Annotated in this window: 16 protein-coding genes and 1 tRNA gene; 9 read left to right on the top strand and 8 right to left on the bottom strand. The window is 57.3% G+C overall.

Annotation, left to right across the window (positions count from 1 at the left end):
* Positions 1 to 12 precede the first annotated feature (12 nt).
* Positions 13 to 2,343: a methyl-accepting chemotaxis protein gene (locus tag ACIQT8_RS14935; protein WP_400966590.1), complete on the top strand. Its 2,331-nt coding sequence runs from the start codon at positions 13 to 15 to the stop codon at positions 2,341 to 2,343.
* 67 nt (positions 2,344 to 2,410) lie between these two features.
* Here ACIQT8_RS14935 and ACIQT8_RS14930 read toward each other — a convergent pair whose 3' ends face one another.
* Positions 2,411 to 3,355, bottom strand: a complete 945-nt coding sequence (locus ACIQT8_RS14930) for a nucleoside hydrolase (protein ID WP_400966587.1) — start codon at positions 3,353 to 3,355, stop codon at positions 2,411 to 2,413.
* A 194-nt stretch (positions 3,356 to 3,549) separates the two neighbouring features.
* On the opposite strand from ACIQT8_RS14930, the gene ACIQT8_RS14925 reads away from it, so the two are divergent.
* A complete protein-coding gene (locus tag ACIQT8_RS14925; protein WP_138794407.1) occupies positions 3,550 to 3,981 on the top strand; it encodes an Hsp20 family protein in 432 nt (143 codons plus the stop codon).
* 53 nt (positions 3,982 to 4,034) lie between these two features.
* The gene (locus tag ACIQT8_RS14920) at positions 4,035 to 4,292 is read left to right on the top strand and encodes a DUF1150 family protein (protein WP_138794408.1); all 258 of its coding nucleotides are present in this window, start codon (positions 4,035 to 4,037) and stop codon (positions 4,290 to 4,292) included.
* Between the two features lie 96 nt (positions 4,293 to 4,388).
* Here the strand turns inward: ACIQT8_RS14920 and ACIQT8_RS14915 are convergent, their stop codons facing one another.
* Positions 4,389 to 4,988 carry an EF-hand domain-containing protein gene (locus ACIQT8_RS14915; protein WP_138794409.1) on the bottom strand — a complete coding sequence of 200 codons (600 nt, stop codon included), beginning with the start codon at positions 4,986 to 4,988 and terminating at the stop codon, positions 4,389 to 4,391.
* A gap of 112 nt (positions 4,989 to 5,100) precedes the next feature.
* The gene (locus tag ACIQT8_RS14910) at positions 5,101 to 5,832 is read right to left on the bottom strand and encodes a pyrimidine 5'-nucleotidase (RefSeq protein ID WP_400966582.1); all 732 of its coding nucleotides are present in this window, start codon (positions 5,830 to 5,832) and stop codon (positions 5,101 to 5,103) included.
* Positions 5,833 to 5,938: 106 nt separating this feature from the next.
* Here ACIQT8_RS14910 and ACIQT8_RS14905 point away from each other — a divergent pair, with 106 nt between their 5' ends.
* Entirely contained in the window at positions 5,939 to 6,841 is a 903-nt protein-coding gene (locus ACIQT8_RS14905) for an EamA family transporter (RefSeq protein WP_400966579.1), read from the top strand.
* 48 nt (positions 6,842 to 6,889) lie between these two features.
* On the opposite strand, the gene argB is transcribed toward ACIQT8_RS14905, so the two are convergent.
* Entirely contained in the window at positions 6,890 to 7,777 is an 888-nt protein-coding gene (gene argB, locus ACIQT8_RS14900; RefSeq protein ID WP_262524080.1) for an acetylglutamate kinase, read from the bottom strand.
* A gap of 290 nt (positions 7,778 to 8,067) precedes the next feature.
* Between argB and ACIQT8_RS14895 the strand changes: the two genes are divergently transcribed.
* The gene (locus ACIQT8_RS14895; protein WP_400966576.1) at positions 8,068 to 8,445 is read left to right on the top strand and encodes a hypothetical protein; all 378 of its coding nucleotides are present in this window, start codon (positions 8,068 to 8,070) and stop codon (positions 8,443 to 8,445) included.
* A gap of 13 nt (positions 8,446 to 8,458) precedes the next feature.
* Here ACIQT8_RS14895 and yihA read toward each other — a convergent pair whose 3' ends face one another.
* Genes yihA through rpmH form a run of 4 tightly spaced genes read right to left on the bottom strand, consistent with a single transcriptional unit; the run spans position 8,459 to position 11,464 of the window.
* Complete coding sequence (yihA, locus tag ACIQT8_RS14890; protein WP_138794414.1) at positions 8,459 to 9,112, bottom strand: ribosome biogenesis GTP-binding protein YihA/YsxC; 654 nt, start codon at positions 9,110 to 9,112, stop codon at positions 8,459 to 8,461.
* Entirely contained in the window at positions 9,109 to 10,908 is a 1,800-nt protein-coding gene (gene yidC / locus ACIQT8_RS14885; protein ID WP_400967159.1) for a membrane protein insertase YidC, read from the bottom strand. The genes yihA and yidC overlap by 4 nt, the downstream gene beginning before the upstream one ends.
* Positions 10,908 to 11,291, bottom strand: coding sequence for a ribonuclease P protein component (rnpA, locus tag ACIQT8_RS14880; protein WP_400966572.1), 384 nt, complete (start codon positions 11,289 to 11,291; stop codon positions 10,908 to 10,910). Before rnpA ends, yidC begins: the two co-directional genes overlap by 1 nt.
* 35 nt (positions 11,292 to 11,326) lie before the next feature.
* Positions 11,327 to 11,464, bottom strand: a complete 138-nt coding sequence (gene rpmH, locus ACIQT8_RS14875) for a 50S ribosomal protein L34 (protein WP_003493611.1) — start codon at positions 11,462 to 11,464, stop codon at positions 11,327 to 11,329.
* 358 nt (positions 11,465 to 11,822) lie between these two features.
* On the opposite strand from rpmH, the gene ACIQT8_RS14870 reads away from it, so the two are divergent.
* The 4 genes from ACIQT8_RS14870 (at position 11,823) to ACIQT8_RS14855 (ending at position 17,640) form a co-directional block, all read left to right on the top strand.
* A complete protein-coding gene (locus tag ACIQT8_RS14870) occupies positions 11,823 to 13,847 on the top strand; it encodes a methyl-accepting chemotaxis protein (RefSeq protein WP_400967157.1) in 2,025 nt (674 codons plus the stop codon).
* A gap of 288 nt (positions 13,848 to 14,135) precedes the next feature.
* Entirely contained in the window at positions 14,136 to 15,494 is a 1,359-nt protein-coding gene (locus tag ACIQT8_RS14865; RefSeq protein ID WP_400967155.1) for an ATP-binding protein, read from the top strand.
* Between the two features lie 217 nt (positions 15,495 to 15,711).
* Positions 15,712 to 15,788 (top strand) — tRNA-Arg (locus ACIQT8_RS14860).
* A gap of 355 nt (positions 15,789 to 16,143) precedes the next feature.
* Positions 16,144 to 17,640, top strand: coding sequence for an acetyl-CoA hydrolase/transferase family protein (locus ACIQT8_RS14855; protein WP_400966569.1), 1,497 nt, complete (start codon positions 16,144 to 16,146; stop codon positions 17,638 to 17,640).
* Positions 17,641 to 17,735 lie beyond the last annotated feature (95 nt).

Below are 17,735 nucleotides of genomic sequence, written 5' to 3'. Positions count from 1 at the left end.
ATCGAGGCCAAAATGCTCAATTTCAAAGTGAGGTCGCTTGCGACCAAGCTGATCCTTGTGACTGGCTGTGCAATAACCGCTGTTCTGGTCGCATCCAATTCCTTCCTCATTTCCCAGACCAGTGATCGCGTCCACTCCCTGACGATGGATCAGGCCAATACCGAGGCGCGGGCGATTGCAAGCGTCATCGCGGCCGACGTCGGCGAATTGGGAAGTGCTGCCCGCTCCATGGCGGGCGTAATCGGCAGAGCTCACGAAGCCAAGTCGATGGATCGTCCGGGCATCGTCAATGTGCTCAAGGCGAATGTCGAGCAGAACGCTTTCGCATTCGGAAGCTGGTTCTGCGAGCAGATTGGCCTGTTTGACGGCCAGACGACCGAGATTGCCAACAGACCTGAACTCGGCACCAACGAAAATGGCGCCTTTGCTCCCTACTGGTCGAAGACACAGAAGGGGGAAATCCAGTTCTCTACATTCAAGAACGACTATACGGCGGAGTGGTATTCGCTCGTCGCCAAGACTGGAAAAGGCGCGATTACGCAGCCTTATCTGGCCGAAGGTACGGATGTCCCCACAACCATGACCTCGCTTGCCTATCCGGTCATGTCCGGTGGCAAGATGATCGGCGTTGCGGGTGTCGATATTTCGCTCTCGTCCCTCTCACAGAAGCTTGGCGCATTGCGCCCGTTTGAAACCGGTCGTGTGACCCTCGTTTCTCAAGGTGGACAGTGGCTCGTGCCACCGACGCCGGAGCTGAACATGAAGGCCTATGACGGCGAAGGGGCAAGCACTGTTCAGGCCGCCATCACTTCCGGCAAGCAGGGGCTGATTGAGAATCTGGGCCTCGATACCGATACACCCTACAACCGTCTCGTCTATCCGTTTGCGGTGCCGGGGCTCAATGCCACCTGGGTCGTTCTGGTGGATGTTCCCCATCAGGCTCTCAACGCCCCGGTGCATGAGCAGACTTACATGATGATTGTCGGTGCGCTCGTTATCCTCGCTGCCGTCATCATGGCGCTCTACTTTGCTGTCCGCCACTTCGTCCGAAATCCACTTGCCGCTCTTGTCTCCGATGTCAAAACACTGAGCGAGGGTCGTTATGGCGTTCCTGTGTCAGGTCAGGAACGTACCGACGAGACGGGCGCCGTCGCATCTGCGCTGGAAGGGTTCCGGGCCAAACTTGCCGGAATCCGCGAAGTCGAGGCAGAAGCGGCGACACAGCGGGGGAATGCGGAATCCGAGCGCCAGCGGTCCGAGATGGAGCGCAATGAGAACAATCGGATGCAGCAGCACATCGTTGCGGTCCTGGGTTCCGGCCTCAATGCGCTTTCCAACGGCAATCTTACCTATCGCATCAAGGAAGAGTTTCCCGGCGAATACGAGAAGCTGCGCAGTGACTTCAATTCCGCGCTCGCAAGCCTCGAGGAAACGGTTGCGACGGTCAACGCAACGGTCGTCAGTATCGGAAATGGCACAGGCGAGATCACCCGCGCCGCAAGCGATCTGTCGCATCGCACAGAACAGCAGGCTGCAAGCCTTGAAGAGACCGCCGCTGCCCTCAACGAGTTGACGGCTCAGGTCAATTCCAGCGCCGAAAACGCCGCGCAGGCCGCAGGTGCGGTCAGCCATGCCTGTGACGATGCCGGTAAATCCGGTGCCGTCGTACAGCAGGCGGTCAATTCCATGGAAGGCATCGCCCAGTCTTCGCAGGAAATTTCCCGCATCATCGGTGTCATCGATGAGATCGCATTCCAGACCAACCTTCTGGCTCTGAATGCGGGCGTGGAAGCGGCGCGTGCCGGTGAGGCGGGCAAGGGCTTCGCCGTTGTTGCGCAGGAAGTGCGTGAACTGGCGCAACGTTCCGCGACGGCCGCCAAGGAAATCAAGGCGCTCATCAATACCTCGTCGACGCAGGTCGGTGAAGGCGTGGAACTCGTTGGTCGCGCTGGCGAGACGATGAAGAAGATTGCCGATCAGGTCATGCAGATCAATCATCTGATCCGGCAGATTTCCGCCTCTGCGAGCGAACAGGCCGTTGGCCTCAAGGAGATCAACGCAGCCGTCAACCAGATGGATCAGGTCACTCAGCAAAACGCGGCCATGGTGGAAGAGACCACGGCAGCGAGCGTCACGCTGAATGGCGAGGCGGAGAGCCTGAAAACCCTGGTTGCAGGTTTTGAAGTCTCCGGCAGCCGATCCGGCCAGCAGCTGCGAAATGTTGCGGCCGTCATGCGGACGCCTGCGGCGCCTGTCGCGGTGCAGACCCGCGCTACCCCTCGTGCCCGTCCACAGACACATGGTGCAAATGCGCTTGCTCAGGACGACTGGACGGAATTCTGAACCGCCTTTTCATTTAGAAAAGGCCGCCGAGATTCTCGGCGGCCTTTTTGTTTTTTACCAAAGCTGGTTAGAGGCGCGCGAAACGCTCGGTCAACAACTCGAAGAATCCATCGGAATCGACATTGCGGATTACCAGAGCATTGGGCTCACGTTCGGTCACCCGCCACCAGTCAACAACCGTCATGCCCATGGTGAGCTCGGAGTTGACCTCGATCTCCACATTGCAGTCACGCCCCTGGAACAATTCAGGTTTCAGAAGGTAGGCAATGACGCTTGGGTCGTGCAACGGGCCGCCGTCAGAACCATATTTTTCGACGTCGAAACGCTCGAAGAATTCCAGCATCTCCGCCATGGCAATCGCCGGCTTGGTGCCGATATCGCGAATGCGGGCAACACGCTCTTTCGTCGTCAGAAGCTTGTGTGTCACGTCGAGCGGCATCATGACGATCGGAATGCCTGAGCGGAAGACGATGTCGGCGGCCTGCGGGTCGACGTAGATGTTGAATTCAGCAGCCGGAGTGATGTTGCCACCTTCAAAGAAGCCGCCTCCCATCATCACCAGTTCCTTGACGCGTCCGGCAATTTCCGGTGCCTTCTGCAGCGCCAGCGCGACGTTGGTCAAAGCGCCCAGTGTGCAAAGCGTCACGGTTCCGGCCGGTTCGCGCAGCAGCGTTTCGATCATGAAGTCGACGGCGTGCTGCGTTTGTGCAACCATCGTCGGCTCATCGAGAACCGGACCATCAAGTCCCGTATTGCCGTGAACGTGTTCGGCAGTGATCGGCTTGCGCACCAGCGGCTTTTCCGCGCCTTCGTAGACGGGGATGTCGGTTCGGTTGCACAACTCGCAGATGATGCGAATATTGCGACTGGTCAACTTCAGCGGAACATTGCCCGCAACCGCACAGAGCCCGAGAATTTCGATTTCGTCCGGACTGGCGAAGGCAAGCATGATTGCTGCGGCATCGTCCTGACCAGGGTCTGTGTCTATGATGATTTTTCTGCGTTCTGCCATTTTTCCCGCCTTTGGAGGTAAGGCGCTTTTGTCGAGCGGCAGACGCGCACTTGTCAAGTCTCAATGCTTGGGGTGCGCACGCTGTCTTGCGCTTTGCTGTTCGCATTCCCATATTGCTTTAGCCGATCAATTCAATCGGCAAGGTTGCCGGTTTCGGGGCCGAAAACGTCGCTTGGTTGCAAGGACAGATCGAAATGAGCCGCATGACGCCATTCACTCACCCGCTTTTGCTGGGTTTCGATGCCATGGAAAAAACGCTTGAGCGCATGGCAAAAGCCAACGACGGCTATCCCCCCTATAATGTCGAACGCCTGCAGGGCAATGAGGTGACACCGGAACGCCTGCGCATCACCATAGCGGTTGCTGGTTTTTCGGAAGATGATCTCGATGTGAGCACGGCAGACAACCAGCTTATCATTCGTGGTCGACAACAGGATCAGGAAAAGGACAAGCGCGATTTTCTCTATCGCGGTATCGCCGCACGGCAGTTCCAGCGCGTTTTTGTACTGGCTGACGGTATGCAGGTGAAAGACGCGAGCTTGCGCAACGGCCTTCTCTTCATTGATCTCGTTCGCCCGGAAATCTCCAACGTAGTGAAGAAAATTAATATTTCCGTCTCAAAGTAGAACGTGAACGCCGGATTCGGACTTTCGTACGGTGTGAAAAAGGAGGCTGAAATATGCTTTTGAAAGAAGCGCATGCGCGCCTTACCCAGTCTCAGCTCGCCCATATCGGCGAAGGAGAAGTGGGATATATCCGCAAAATTCGGGCTGAAGACGTCAGCCGCTGTTTCCCGGAGGCGCCGGATCTTGATCCGCAGCTCGATCTCTGGGCGCTGTTTGGCGCGGATGGTACGCCGATCCTTTTGACCGACAATCGTTCCAGCACTTTCTTCAAGGCGGCTGAAGACGAACTCACCACCGTCAGCCTGCATTAAAGCGCCAGACGCTTTACCACCGATTACGTTCAGATTTCTGGCGGCCCGTCGGAAGTTGAAAAGCCCGCCTTGTGAGCGGGCTTTGTCGTCTGTGGCTTAGAGGAACGGGCGGTCCGGCATGTCGTCGATCGAGATGACGCCGTCCTTGTTCCGGTCGAGACGTTCAAACATCTTCTCGCCCGCGCCGGTGAATTCGGTTTTGCTGAGCTGACCATTTTCGTCGGTGTCTGCCATGCGGATCAGAGCAAAGCCTGCGCCCTTGCCGCCGTGTTTGCCCCAACCGTGATGGCCGAAACGACCACCTTGTTCGCGTTCTGCGTGGCGTTCAGGACGCTTGTCGTCCGCTTTGGCGTTTTCGCGCTCAGGGCGCGGGTGTGCGGCGCGGAATGCTTCCATTTTCGCCTGACGGTATTCGCGCATTTCCTTGGGCGTGACGGTGCCGTCCTTGTCCTTGTCGAGTTCGGCGAACAGACCATCCTGGCGGGCGGCGAACTCTTCCTTGGAGATCTTTCCGTCCTTGTTGGTATCGGCAACCTTCAGCAGATGAACGAAGGCCGCTTCCTGGCGGATCGGCATGCGGTCACCGGGGCCTTTGCCCGGAGCGGGGGGAGCGGCAAAACTCGTCGTGACGGCGGTACCGAGAATGAGGGCTGCGCCGAGAGCAGAGAGGGTGATGTTGCGTTTTGATGTCGTCATAACCTTGTCTTCCTTTGGTGTGTCCCTGAAGAGAAGGTAGTGGCGGGCTGGCCCGCCTGCCACTTAAACATCCGTAAGGTGGATGAAGAAGTCGTAATGTTTTAACGCGGCTCTATTTTGCTGGCGCCGGTTTGCCCGTCGTCAGCCCGGTCAGAAATCCGGTCAGATCGTCTGTAATGTAGTCGATGTGTTCATCGGTCTCCGCCGGAATTTCCCAACGCTCCATGATGACGCCTTCAAGGTTCGACGGGACAAGCAGAACCGTTTTCATACCAAGTGTTTTCGGGGCGGCGAGATTGCGAGGCAGGTCCTCGAACATGGCCGCGCGTTTCGTGTCGAGCTTTGCGAGTGCTGCGAACTTTTCATAGGTAGCGCTGGCGGGTTTCGGCAGATATCCCGCCGCGACGATATCGAAAATATCCTCGAAATTATCGAGGATTCCGAGTGCTCCTGCTGCAGCCTGGGCATGCTTGACGCTGCCATTTGTCAGGATGAACTTGCGACCGGGCAATGCCTTGATGGCATCGCCGAGTTCCGGATGAGGCTGTAGTGCCGAATAGTCGATGGCATGCGCACGCTCCAGAAACTCATCCGGGCTGATGCCGTAGTGGATCATCAGGCCCTGCAGTGTCGTTCCGTGCTCGTGGTAATACCGCTTCTGCAAGGCACGTGCTTCATCAGTGTCGAGTTGCAGCAACTCGGCGACATAAGCGGTCATGTTGCGATCGATCTGTGAAAACAGATTGATGTGATGCGGGTAGAGCGTGTTGTCGAGATCGAAGACCCATTCTGTGACATGGGAGAAATCGGCGAGATCGGGCAGGTTTTTCGGATTCTTGTCCATCGTTGTTTTATGCAACGGCTTGGGCCGAAAGAAAATCAAAAAAGCAGGCCAGATTTCCGCTTTCCCGACCTTGGGTGCCCTTGCCTCGCATGCTAGCGCATTGTGCATGGAACTCTGGATACCCATCACCATCGCTGCAGCTTTCATGCAGAACCTGCGCTCTGCCCTGCAGAAGCACTTGCAATCGTCGCTCGGAACGCGCGGGGCCAGTTTCGTCCGCTTTGGTTACGGCTTTCCGCTGGCAATTCTCTATGTGGTCTTTTTGCGCTTCGGCTTGGGAGAGATGTTCCCAACCTTCAGCATCGGTTTTTTCGTATGGGCTGTTATCGGCGGATTGGCGCAGATCTTTGCGACCATGATGCTTGTGCATCTTTTTTCGCTGCGCAATTTTGCTGTCGGCACGGCCTATTCCAAAACGGAGCCGGTGCAGGCGGCGCTTTTCGGATTCATTCTGTTGGGTGAGAAGCTGACGACGGGATCTGTTATCGCTATCGTGGTTGGCGTCATCGGGGTGATGATTATTTCCATGGCGCGCATGCCTCTGTCCTGGCGCAACATTGCCGTCGCGATGACCAGTCGCACGGCTCTTCTCGGCATAGCCTCCGGCGGCGTTTTCGGCATTTCAGCCGTAGCCTATCGAAGTGCGTCGCTGTCTCTCGAGGGTGCCGGTCCCATCATGTCCGCGGCGGTTACGCTTGCCTGCGTGACCACGTTCCAGACAGCGTTCATGCTGGTCTGGATGCTGTGGAAAGACAAAGGCGAAATAGTGCAGGTTCTTGTCACATGGCGCTCATCATCGCTTGTCGGGATCGCAGGCGTTCTGGGATCGGCCTGCTGGTTCACGGCCATGACATTGCAACAGGTGGCCTACGTTCGTGCGCTGGGCCAGATTGAACTGGTTTTCACCTTCATGGCGTCATGGTTCCTGTTTCGCGAACGCATCAATGTCATGGAGGCAGGAGGATGCCTGTTGATCGTCACAGGCATCCTTGGTTTGCTGTTCTGGTAGAAGCGCGCGCTGATCTCGTCGCGCTCAACAATAAACGAACGTTCCCTATCAGGGGACGATGAGCGTGCCTGCGCCGCCTTCGGTGAAGATTTCCAGCAGAACGGAGTGCGAGGCCTTGCCGTTCAGAATGACTACACCCTGGACGCCCGCCTTGATGGCGTCGATGCAGGTTTCGACCTTGGGGATCATGCCACCGGAAATCGTGCCATCCTTGATGAGCGCACGGGCCTGCGACACCGTCAGTTCCTTGATGAGTTCCTTGTTCTTGTCGAGAACACCGGGCACGTCGGTGAGGAACAGCAGACGTGTTGCATTCAATGCACCGGCAATGGCGCCCGCAAAGGTGTCGGCGTTGATGTTGTAGGTCGCGCCGTCACGGCCCGGAGCAACTGGTGCGATGACAGGGATCATTTCTGATTTTGCCAGAAGGTCGAGCAGGGTGCGGTCGACTTCGACGACTTCACCAACGAAACCGAGATCGAGAACGCGCTCGATGTTGGAATCTGGATCGATCACCGTCTTTTTCGCCTTTTCGGCGAACACCATGTTGCCGTCCTTGCCGCAGAGGCCGATTGCCCACTCACCGGTCTGGTTGATGAGGGCAACGATCTCCTTGTTGATGGAACCGGCAAGAACCATCTCGACGATCTCGACGGTCTTGGCGTCGGTGACGCGCAAGCCACCTTCAAATTTCGATTCGATACCCATCTTGTTCAGCATGGCGCCGATCTGCGGGCCGCCGCCGTGAACAACGATCGGGTTCACGCCAGACTGCTTCAGCAAGGCAATATCTTCCGCAAAAGCTTTTCCGAGTGTGGCGTCGCCCATGGCGTGGCCGCCATATTTTACGACGATGGTCTTGTTCTCGTATCGCTGCATGAAGGGCAAAGCCTGTGCAAGCAGCCGCGCCTGTGTTTCGCTTTCGGAAGCAGTCATGAAAAAACCCCGGTCTGTGATTGCGGCCTTCAGATCGTCACCACGACCTGGAACCTCTCAACGCTCTAAAGCAAGTTTTTGACGGATGAAATAACGGCCGGGCGTTATTGTGGCGATGGAGCGTAAAATTCTGACCGAGCCTGCGGTTCGACGCGTAATATGATTGACATATAACGCCAATCGGACCAGCCTTGTCCGTGGAAGGGGAGGGGTTATTCAGAGGGGCGACATGATAACGCTGCCCGTCGCGACGCTGCGGCGGCCTGAACGACCGAGGAGTTCGAAAACATATGACGGTCCCGGATCGAGACAAGCGGAGTGGCCTGCGAGACGAAGTTCTCGCTGGCGAATACGTGTTGGGCGTCTTGCCTCCGGACGATATGGCGGAACTCGAAAGACGTGTCGGAAGCGACCGTCAATTTGCGGCGATGGTCAAACGCTGGCAGGAAAATCTGGCAGAAACCGAATATCGGGAAAAAGCCGCGATCGCCGTTCTGTTGAAGGATGATCCGGTTCGGCAAAAGCTTGTGTCCAGAGGGATGCCAAGCGGCAAGCGTGCGATGCTCGCTGCCATTTTGACTGAGGTCTGGAACTCGGTCCGGTTCTGGCGCCTGTTGGCGCTGACGGCGATGCTGTGGACCGCCGTCCTGCTTTTCTCAATCGCCTGATGCGTGGCGTTTCTTAGAGAGTGACCGTTCTCACGATCTCGGCGCGCAACGCATCGAGACCAGAAGATTTTTCCGATGAGGTCGCCAGCACTTCCGGATAGGCGGCGGGGCGCTTGCGAATTTTTTCCAGCGTTTCGTTGATGAGACGCGGAACACCGGCTTCCTTGATCTTGTCGGTCTTGGTCAGCACGATCTGGTAGGATACCGCTGCCTTGTCGAGCAGGCTCAGGACCTCTTCGTCGTTCTTTTTGACGCCATGGCGGGAATCGATCAGCACATAGACGCGCTTCAGGGTCGCGCGGCCGCGCAGATAGTCGAAGACCAGCTTCGTCCAGGCGTCGACCTGATCCTTCGGCGCCTGTGCGTAACCATAGCCGGGCATGTCGACCAGCGCCATGGGCGGCAGGTCGCCAGCTTCGCCGGAATAGCCTTCAGGGACGAAGTAGTTCAGTTCCTGTGTGCGGCCCGGTGTGTTCGACGTCCGCGCAAGACCCTTGTGGCCAACCAACGCATTGATGAGCGAGGATTTGCCGACATTGGAGCGGCCTGCAAAGGCAATCTCCGGCGGTCCCTCGGGCGGCAGGAATTTCATCGCGGGTACGCCGCGAATGAAAATCCAGGGACGCCCGAACAGGGGCTTTTCGTTGGCCACGCCGGTCTGCGTCATTTCGATTGCACCGGCTTTCGTTTGAACAACCCCTTGAGATTGTCAAACAGCTCTATCTTGGCACCGTGGCGCTTCATGATGACAGCCTGCTGCGTAACCGACAGCGTGTTGTTCCATGCCCAGTAGATGACGAGACCTGCAGGGAAGGAAGCCAGCATGAAGGTAAAGACCAGTGGCATCCAGGTGAAGATCATGGCCTGGGTCGGATCTGGCGGCGTCGGGTTCATGCGCATCTGAACGAACATGGTGATGCCCATGATAAGCGGCCATACACCGATCATCAGGAAGTGCGGAACGTCGTAAGGCAGCAATCCGAAGAGGTTGAAGAGCGAAGTCGGATCGGGCGCGGAAAGGTCGTGAATCCAGCCAAAGAACGGCGCATGGCGCATTTCGATGGTGACGTAGATGACCTTGTAGAGCGCAAAGAAGACCGGGATCTGCAGAAGCATCGGCCAGCAGCCGGCAACCGGGTTGATCTTCTCTTCCTTGTAGAGCTGCATCATCGCCTGCTGCATGGCCATGCGGTCATCGCCATGCTTGGCTTTCAACTCTTCCATCTTCGGCTGAACGCGCTTCATGTTGGCCATGGAAGCGTACTGCTTGCTTGCCAGCGGGAAGAACAGAAGCTTCACGACAATGGTGGTGAGCAGGATGGCGACGCCGAAGTTGCCAAAATAACGGAAGAAGAAGTCCATCATTTTGAACATTGGCTTGGTGATGAAGTAGAACCAGCCCCAGTCGATCAGGAGGTCGAACTTCGGAATGGCATACTGCGACTCGTAACGGTCAACCAACGGCACTTCCTTGGCGCCAGCGAAAACGAGGCTCTTCATTTCGATCGACTGGCCGGGCTCGACCGTCAGAGTGTCGGCCTTGAAGTCAGCCTGGTAACGCGGCTGGCCGTCGGTGAAATGCGAATAACGCGCTTCGAACGGCGTCGTCTGCGGCGGAACGATCGCTGCCGCCCAGTACTTGTCGGTGATGCCGAGCCAGCCGCCAGTTGCCTTGGCAACCGTAACAGGCGCTTCTTCGACGTCCTTGTATTTTTCTTCCGTCAGGCTGCCGTCGGCGCCGGAGACGCCGAGAAAGCCTTCGTGAATAACGAACACGGACGGTGTCGCAGGCTTGTTGTTGCGTGTAACGCGGCCGTAGGTGGCAAAGGAAACAGCTTCCTGGCCCGGGTTCTCGACCTTGTCGGCGACCGTGATCATGTAATGCTCATCGATCGAGATGGTGCGCGAGAACACAACGCCCTTGTCGTTTGTGTAGGTCAGGGTAACAGGCGTGGTTTCGGTCAGTTTGTCGCCGCTGGAAAGCGTCCAGACCGTCGCCGGTCCAGGCACCGAGCCAATCGCCGTACCGGCGATATAGCCGAGCTCGGCGAAGTAACCGTCCTTGGAGTCGGATGGGGAGAAGAGCGTGATGATCGGGCTCGAGTCATCTACGGTCTCATGGTATTCCTTGAGCCGGATGTCGTCGAAGCGTGCGCCCGTCAGGTTGATCGAGCCGGAAACAGCATTGGTGTCGATCGTGACGCGCTGGTTCTTGGCAAGAGATTCTTCGCGGGTCGCGGTTGCAGCCGGCTGAGCGGCGGAACCAGGCAGAGTACCCTGGGCAGGCGCGGTCTGCGTACCGGTCTGCTGTGCACTTTGCTGCGTTGTCTGCTGCTGCGCCTGGCGAGCCTCTTCGGCGCGGCGCTGCTGCTCAATGCGTGGGTTCATGTAAAGGAATTGCCAGGCAAGGACGATGACAACCGAAAGGGCTATCGCGATGAAGTAATTGCGGTTCTTTTCCATCATTCTTTCCTGGAGCGGGTCTCCTGGGACCGTTTCGGTTTCGCCGTTCCTTCAATCCGCTCGATCAGGAGCGACTGGAGTTTCGGGAAGGTTACATCAAGAACATCCCGGCGGGCGACAATCACATAATCATGGCCGGGCTTCATTGCGAATCCGGCAGAAAGCCTCACGGCCTCTTTCAGGCGGCGGCGCATGCGATTTCGCTCGACCGCGTTTCCCTGCCTTTTCGTCACGGTAAAGCCGACGCGTGGGTCGGTCTCCGGGGATTGGCGATTGAGCACTTCCATGAGGAAGATACTGCCGCGCCTTTTTTCTCCCGCCTGAACGGCAAGGAAATCCGACCGGTTTTTCAACCGGTCGGGTCTCTTTTTACTTTGCGTCATGTGCCCGCGACTTTCATCGGGCCACAGGGCGGCAATTAAGCCGACAGACGCGCGCGGCCACGCGCACGGCGGGCTGCGAGAACTTTACGGCCGCCAGCAGTTGCCATGCGGGCGCGGAAGCCGTGACGGCGCTTGCGAACAAGCTTGGACGGTTGGTAGGTACGCTTCGACATTTATTTAATACCGCGGTGTGCGGCCCTTCTTGAATTTGCACTGTTTGCAAGAGCGTTTCGTTTTTTGCACGGCTGATCCCGCCTGGGCGAGCTTTCAAAGGCCGAGCGTGCGCGGCTTATAAGGGCATAGGGCAAGCAAAGTCAATCACCGAAGGGGTTTTGGCGGATCACCTCTTCGGGAAAATGCGATTCCTGTCGTTCATCTGTGAACCGTCCCCGGCAAGAGATTCGGGCACTGGAGGAAAGATAAAATTCGAAATTCTTTCTTAACGCTGCATTGATAGATCTTGTAGCGAGAAAAGTTATGCCAGCTTCCTATTTTCTGAGCGGCTGGCATTTTCGCTGAGGGGGAATGATTTTGAGAATTCGTGGTCGTATCAATCTTCTTGTCGGGCTCATGAGCCTGGTCGCCTGCACGATTGGCGGGCTTTCCATTTATGCGGTCAGTGAATTCCGGGTCAGGACGGCAGAATTCGAAAGTGCTGCGGAACGCGCCTACAAGGGTGAATCCCTCAATCGTCTGGTGACCGCCGTGGTCATGGAAGCGCGTGGTATCTATGCGGCGCCCGATGCTGCAACGGCTGCACCTTTCGCGGAAGGCATCGTCAAGAACCTCGATGCCATGGAAAATCTCATCGCTGCCTGGACCCCGCTCGTTCCGGCGCAGCAAAAAGCGGCATTTGACAATCTTGTCAGCCGTTTCAAGGAATTTAAGGCGTTCCGTCTGGAGACTGCGCGTCTTAGCAAGGAAGTCGGCCCTCAGGCAGCAAACCAGCAGGGCAACAACGACGCGAACCGCGCTAACCGCAAGGCCTATCAGGCGGAAATCGATGCTGTCGTGAAAAGCGACATCGCCGAACTTGGCGTCATTGAAAAGGGAATGGTGAGCTTCGGGACCATGATGTTCTGGGCCGTCGCCATCGTAACGTTCATCGGTATTCTGATCGGTGCGGCTTTCGGCCTGTACATTGGGACGCGGCAGCTCAGCCAGCCGATCCGCAGGGTCTCGGACGTCATGAGTGCGGTAGCGGATGGCGACCTGGACGCTGACGTGCCTTACCTTGGTCGCAAGGACGAAATCGGCGAGATGGCCGCTGCCGTTGAAGTCTTCAAGCAGAACGGTCGTGCAATGCGCGACATGAATGCCCAGGAAGCGGCCATGCGGGCGAAAAGCGATGATCTGCAGGCCGGGATGGCGGTGGTCGTTGACGCCGCTGCTCAGGGCGATTTCCGTCGTCGGATTGAAAAGGATTACGGTGACGAGAACCTCAACCGTTTTGCACAGAACATCAATGCTCTACTCGTCGGTGTCGATAACGGCGTATCCGAAGTCAGCCGCGTTATCGAAAGCCTTGCCCAGGGCGATCTGACCCGCTCGATGGAAGGCGATTTCCGCGGCGTTTTCGCCGGGCTGCAGTCAAACGTCAATCAGACGCTTCTGAAGCTGCGCGAAACCATGGGTGAGGTGCGCAGCAGCACCGAGGGTATCAGCGGCAACGCCAACGAACTTCGCTCTGCCGCAGACGATCTGTCGAAAAGAACCGAGCAGCAGGCCGCGGCCCTTGAGGAAACTTCTGCCGCGCTCGACGAGATCACCGCTGTTGTTCGCAATTCCACCGACCGTGCGCAGGAAGCCAGCCAGATGGTTTCCGAGGCAAAGGAAAAGACCGAGGAATCCTCCAAGGTCGTCGGTGATGCGGTTTCAGCGATGGATCGTATCGAGCAGGCTTCGCGGGAAATCAGCCAGATCATCAATGTTATCGACGAGATCGCTTTCCAGACGAACCTTCTGGCGTTGAACGCCGGTGTGGAAGCCGCGCGTGCCGGTGAAGCCGGCAAGGGCTTTGCCGTCGTCGCTCAGGAGGTGCGTGAGCTTGCCCAGCGTTCTGCAACCGCTGCGAAGGATATCAAGGCGCTGATCACCAAATCCGGTGAGGAGGTTGGCCGTGGTGTCTCGCTGGTTCAAAAGACCGGCAATGCGCTGAGCGAAATCGAAACCCGTGTTCTTGCGATCAACGAGCACATCCATTCCATCGCGACAGCGGCCAGAGAGCAGTCCACGGGCTTGCAGGAAGTCAGTACCGCCATCAACCAGATGGATCAGGTCACACAGCGCAATGCCGCCATGGTCGAAGAGACGTCTGCAGCAACGCACAAGCTGAGCAGCGAGGCAGGCCATTTGGTAAGCCTCGTGGCGCGCTTCAAGCTGGGTGGCGAAGACGGTCAGGCTCATCTCCGCTTCAAACCTCAGTCGCGCCCGGTTGCCGTGTCGGAGCGCTCAGCACCGGTGCCTTCGCCGGCGCGCAGGCTGGTCAGCAGCGTCGGTCGCGCAATGAATGGTCAGGCGGTTGCACAGGTGGATGGCGACTGGCAGGAATTCTGAGTAGGGCATAACCAATGCATCTCGTTGGAGCGCCGCCTTTTCGGGCGGCGCTTTTTTGCTGGCCGACGGCTTTGCCGATGCATTGGAAAAATGTTCGTTTGCTCCTATGATTGTATCCGCATTTGAATGAGCCGTTCCAAGAAACCGACGGCGGATACAGGACTGGCCCGGTTGTTTTCAAAAGGCGTAGACAGTTTGAAAGGTGAGGAGAGCGAGCCCGGCCCGGGTATAACGGGACTGACGGCGGGTCTTTCCGGTCGCCTGCTCTTGTTGACCGTGATCTTTGTCATGATTGCCGAAGTGCTGATCTTCGTGCCGTCGGTCGCCAACATGCGCCTGTCCTGGCTGCGTGACCGGCTGAACACGGCCGCCGCCGCCGGCGCCGTGATTGATGGCTTGCAGGCGGAACTGCCGCAAAGCGTTCAGAACGACACCTTGATGGCGACAGGTGCCAAGCTCATCGCTCTGCGCAAGGATGGCACGTCGAGGCTCTTGGCTGCGGCTGAAACGCCTCCTGGTGTGGATGAGCAGTACGATCTTTCCGATGTCTCGCAGTTGACGGCCGTTCGGGACGCTTTCTCCACGCTGCTCTTCGGTGGCAACAGGGTAATCCGGGTTTTTGATGTCGTCGGAGACAGTGACACCATTATCGAACTGGTGATTGGTGAGTACAAGCTGCGGGCGGCGATGCTCGCTTATGCGCGCAACGTTTTCCTGATCTCGATCGTGCTGTCGTTGATAACGGCGGTGCTGATCTTCGTCTCCATAAACCGGATCATGATACGCCCCATCCGCCGCCTCACGCTCGGTATGCAGCGCTTCTCGGAAGACCCGGAAAATCCCGCCGGAATATTCGTGCCCGAGGACGGAAACGACGAATTGTCGGTTGCGGGTCGCCATCTCGCAGACATGCAGACACAGTTGCACAAGACCCTGCGGCAGCAGAAGAACCTTGCCGATCTGGGGCTCGCCGTCTCGAAGATCAATCACGACATGCGCAATATCCTGTCTTCTGCCCAGTTGATGTCCGATCGGCTTGTGGACGCGAAAGACCCGATTGTTCGAAGCTTCGCGCCGAAGCTGTTGCGGACTATCGACCGTGCCGTGGCCTATACGGGGGAGGTACTTGCCTATGGTCAGGCGACGGAGGCCGCACCACGGCGCAGAATGAACAATCTCAGCGTGCTGGTGCAGGATGTTCGAGACATCCTGGCGATCGACCCTGAAAGCGGGATTGAGTTCGAGGATGATGTTCCCACGGATCTGATGGTGGATGCGGATGCGGAGCAGCTTTTCCGTGTCGTGCACAATCTCTGTCGAAATGCCGTTCAGGCCCTGCAGTCGGAGCCGTCGCTTTCGGCCTCGGCGCGGCTCTCCATCTCTGCACGCAAGACCGGAGGTGTCGTCAGTATCGTGATCGATGACAACGGCCCGGGGATGCCGCAGAAGGCGAGAGAGAATCTCTTCTCGGCGTTCCGGGGGTCGGCGCGTTCCGGTGGTACGGGACTTGGTCTCGTCATTGCCCGTGAATTGGTCCTTGCCCACGGCGGCACGATTGCGCTTGTCGAAAAACCGGGCTCTGGAACCCAGTTCCGTATCGAAATTGCGGATCGCCCTGCTTCGGTTCAGACCGCTAAAAGCGCCTGAGAATGCGGGGTTTTGCCCACTTCAAATGGGGCTTTTGGCCGTGCCAAAAATAGCGTCGTGAACCCCTCAAAAATTCCCGGAAAAGAAAAACCATTTAAAATCAAATAGATGGAATTATTGATACAGGAAAATGACAATTTCTCAGCAAAATCGCTTGCATTCGGAATGAGGACGTTTTAGAGGATCGCCACGCCACCGGAAACGACCGGAACGGCACGCACCCGTAGCTCAGCTGGATAGAGCACCAGACTACGAATCTGGGGGTCAGGAGTTCGAATCTCTTCGGGTGCGCCATTTCTCTTTCTCTTAAAAATGACTTGTTTGGCTCGCTGACACTCAGCTTGAGACCAGGAAGTTTCGTTGAGAGAATTCTTCTCCTGAATCTGATACAGCGATTTACGAAATGCCCTTGGCGCGGTTCCGTGCCGATTTTTCGTTGCCCGAATCGCTCTCTCCCATGGGCAAGCTGCAGAAGCAAAATGCTTCCTTGAACCTGTCGCATTCGTGCGCCAGTCGCAACAGGGGAATATGCCTTGCAATATTCTTCGTGCATGGCTTGATCTATGTCAGTTTCCACGCCGCAAGACCGCGCGACAATCATCACGGTGTCGGAGAGCCGTCATCGTGAACGCATATCAGGGAGAAGAGCATGCTCGAGGAGCGCATCCGCAACGCGTCGTTGTTGAAAAGGATTGTCACGGCTGATGAGGCCGCAAGCCTTATCAAGGATGGCATGACTGTCGGCATGAGCGGATTTACCCGTGCGGGTGAGGCGAAGGCCGTACCGCTGGCGCTTGCTGAGCGTGCCAAGACCCACCCGATGCAAATCACCCTGATGACAGGCGCCTCGCTTGGCAACGACCTCGACAAGACCATGGTCGAGGCGGGCATGCTGGCGCGTCGCATGCCCTTCCAGTCTGATCCAGCTCTGCGGAAGGCAATCAACGACGGCAAGGTGATGTTCATTGACCAGCACCTTTCCGAGACAGTCGAGCAGCTTCGTGGGGGGCAGATCCATGGTGTCGATATCGCTATCGTCGAGGCGGTGGCGATCACCTCGGATGGCGGCATCGTGCCGACCACATCGGTCGGCAATTCGGCAAGCTTTGCCATCCTTGCTGACAAGGTAATTGTCGAAATCAATCTTTCGCAACCGGCCGTCCTTGAAGGATTGCACGACATTTTCATTCCGGCCAAGCGACCGACCCGCATGCCCATTCCGGTCGTCGCCCCCGATAGCCGCGTCGGCCTGCCATTCATTCCGGTGCCGCCGGAAAAGATTGCGGCGATCGTCCTGAGTGACAAGTCGGACAGCTTTTCGACCGTGCTGCCGCCGGACGCCGAAACAAAGGCGATTGCCGGCCACCTGAGCGATTTTCTGCTGAACGAAGTCGCGCAGGGGCGTATGGGCTATGAACTTCAGCCCTTGCAGGCAGGTATCGGCACCATCGCCAACGCGGTGTTGCACGGTTTCATCGATACGCCGTTTCACGATCTCAAGATGTATTCCGAGGTTCTGCAGGATTCGACCTTTGAACTTTTCGATGCCGGAAAGCTGGTTTTTGCGTCTGGCTCATCGATCACGCTGTCGTCCGAAATGAACGACCGCGTCATGCCGCGACTGGGTGATTACAAGAACCGGCTGATTTTGCGCCCGCAGGAGGTCAGCAACCATCCGGAAGTCATTCGGCGACTTGGCATCATCGGTATCAACACGGCGCTTGAATTCGACATCTACGGCAACGTGAACTCCACCCATGTCGGTGGAACGCACATGATGAACGGCATTGGCGGTTCGGGTGATTTTGCACGCAACGCCTACATGTCGATCTTCGTGACAAAATCGATTGCCAAGGGCGGTGCGATCTCCAGTGTCGTTCCTATGGTCAGCCATGTCGATCATACCGAGCATGACGTGGATATTCTGGTGACAGAGATGGGGCTTGCCGATCTTCGCGGGCTGGCTCCACGCGAGCGTGCGCCGGTTATCATCGCAAACTGTGTCCACCCGGATTACCGCGACGCACTCATGGATTATTACGAGCGCGCAGCGACACGCGGCGGACATACGCCACATCTCCTTGAGGAAGCATTTTCATGGCATGTGGCGTTGCGTGAGCATGGAACGATGTTGCCCAAAGGTTGAGACGATTGGGTCTCTTTGGACACACCGGACAGGAAATGCACCCGGGCACGGTCCCCGGTTGCTAGCCTAAATGGTCAGCCTTGGGTAGAAATCCT

The organism is Agrobacterium sp. NPDC090273 (genome assembly GCF_044772305.1).
Classification (GTDB): Bacteria; Pseudomonadota; Alphaproteobacteria; order Rhizobiales; family Rhizobiaceae; genus Agrobacterium.
This window is presented reverse-complemented; position numbering and strand designations above follow the sequence as displayed.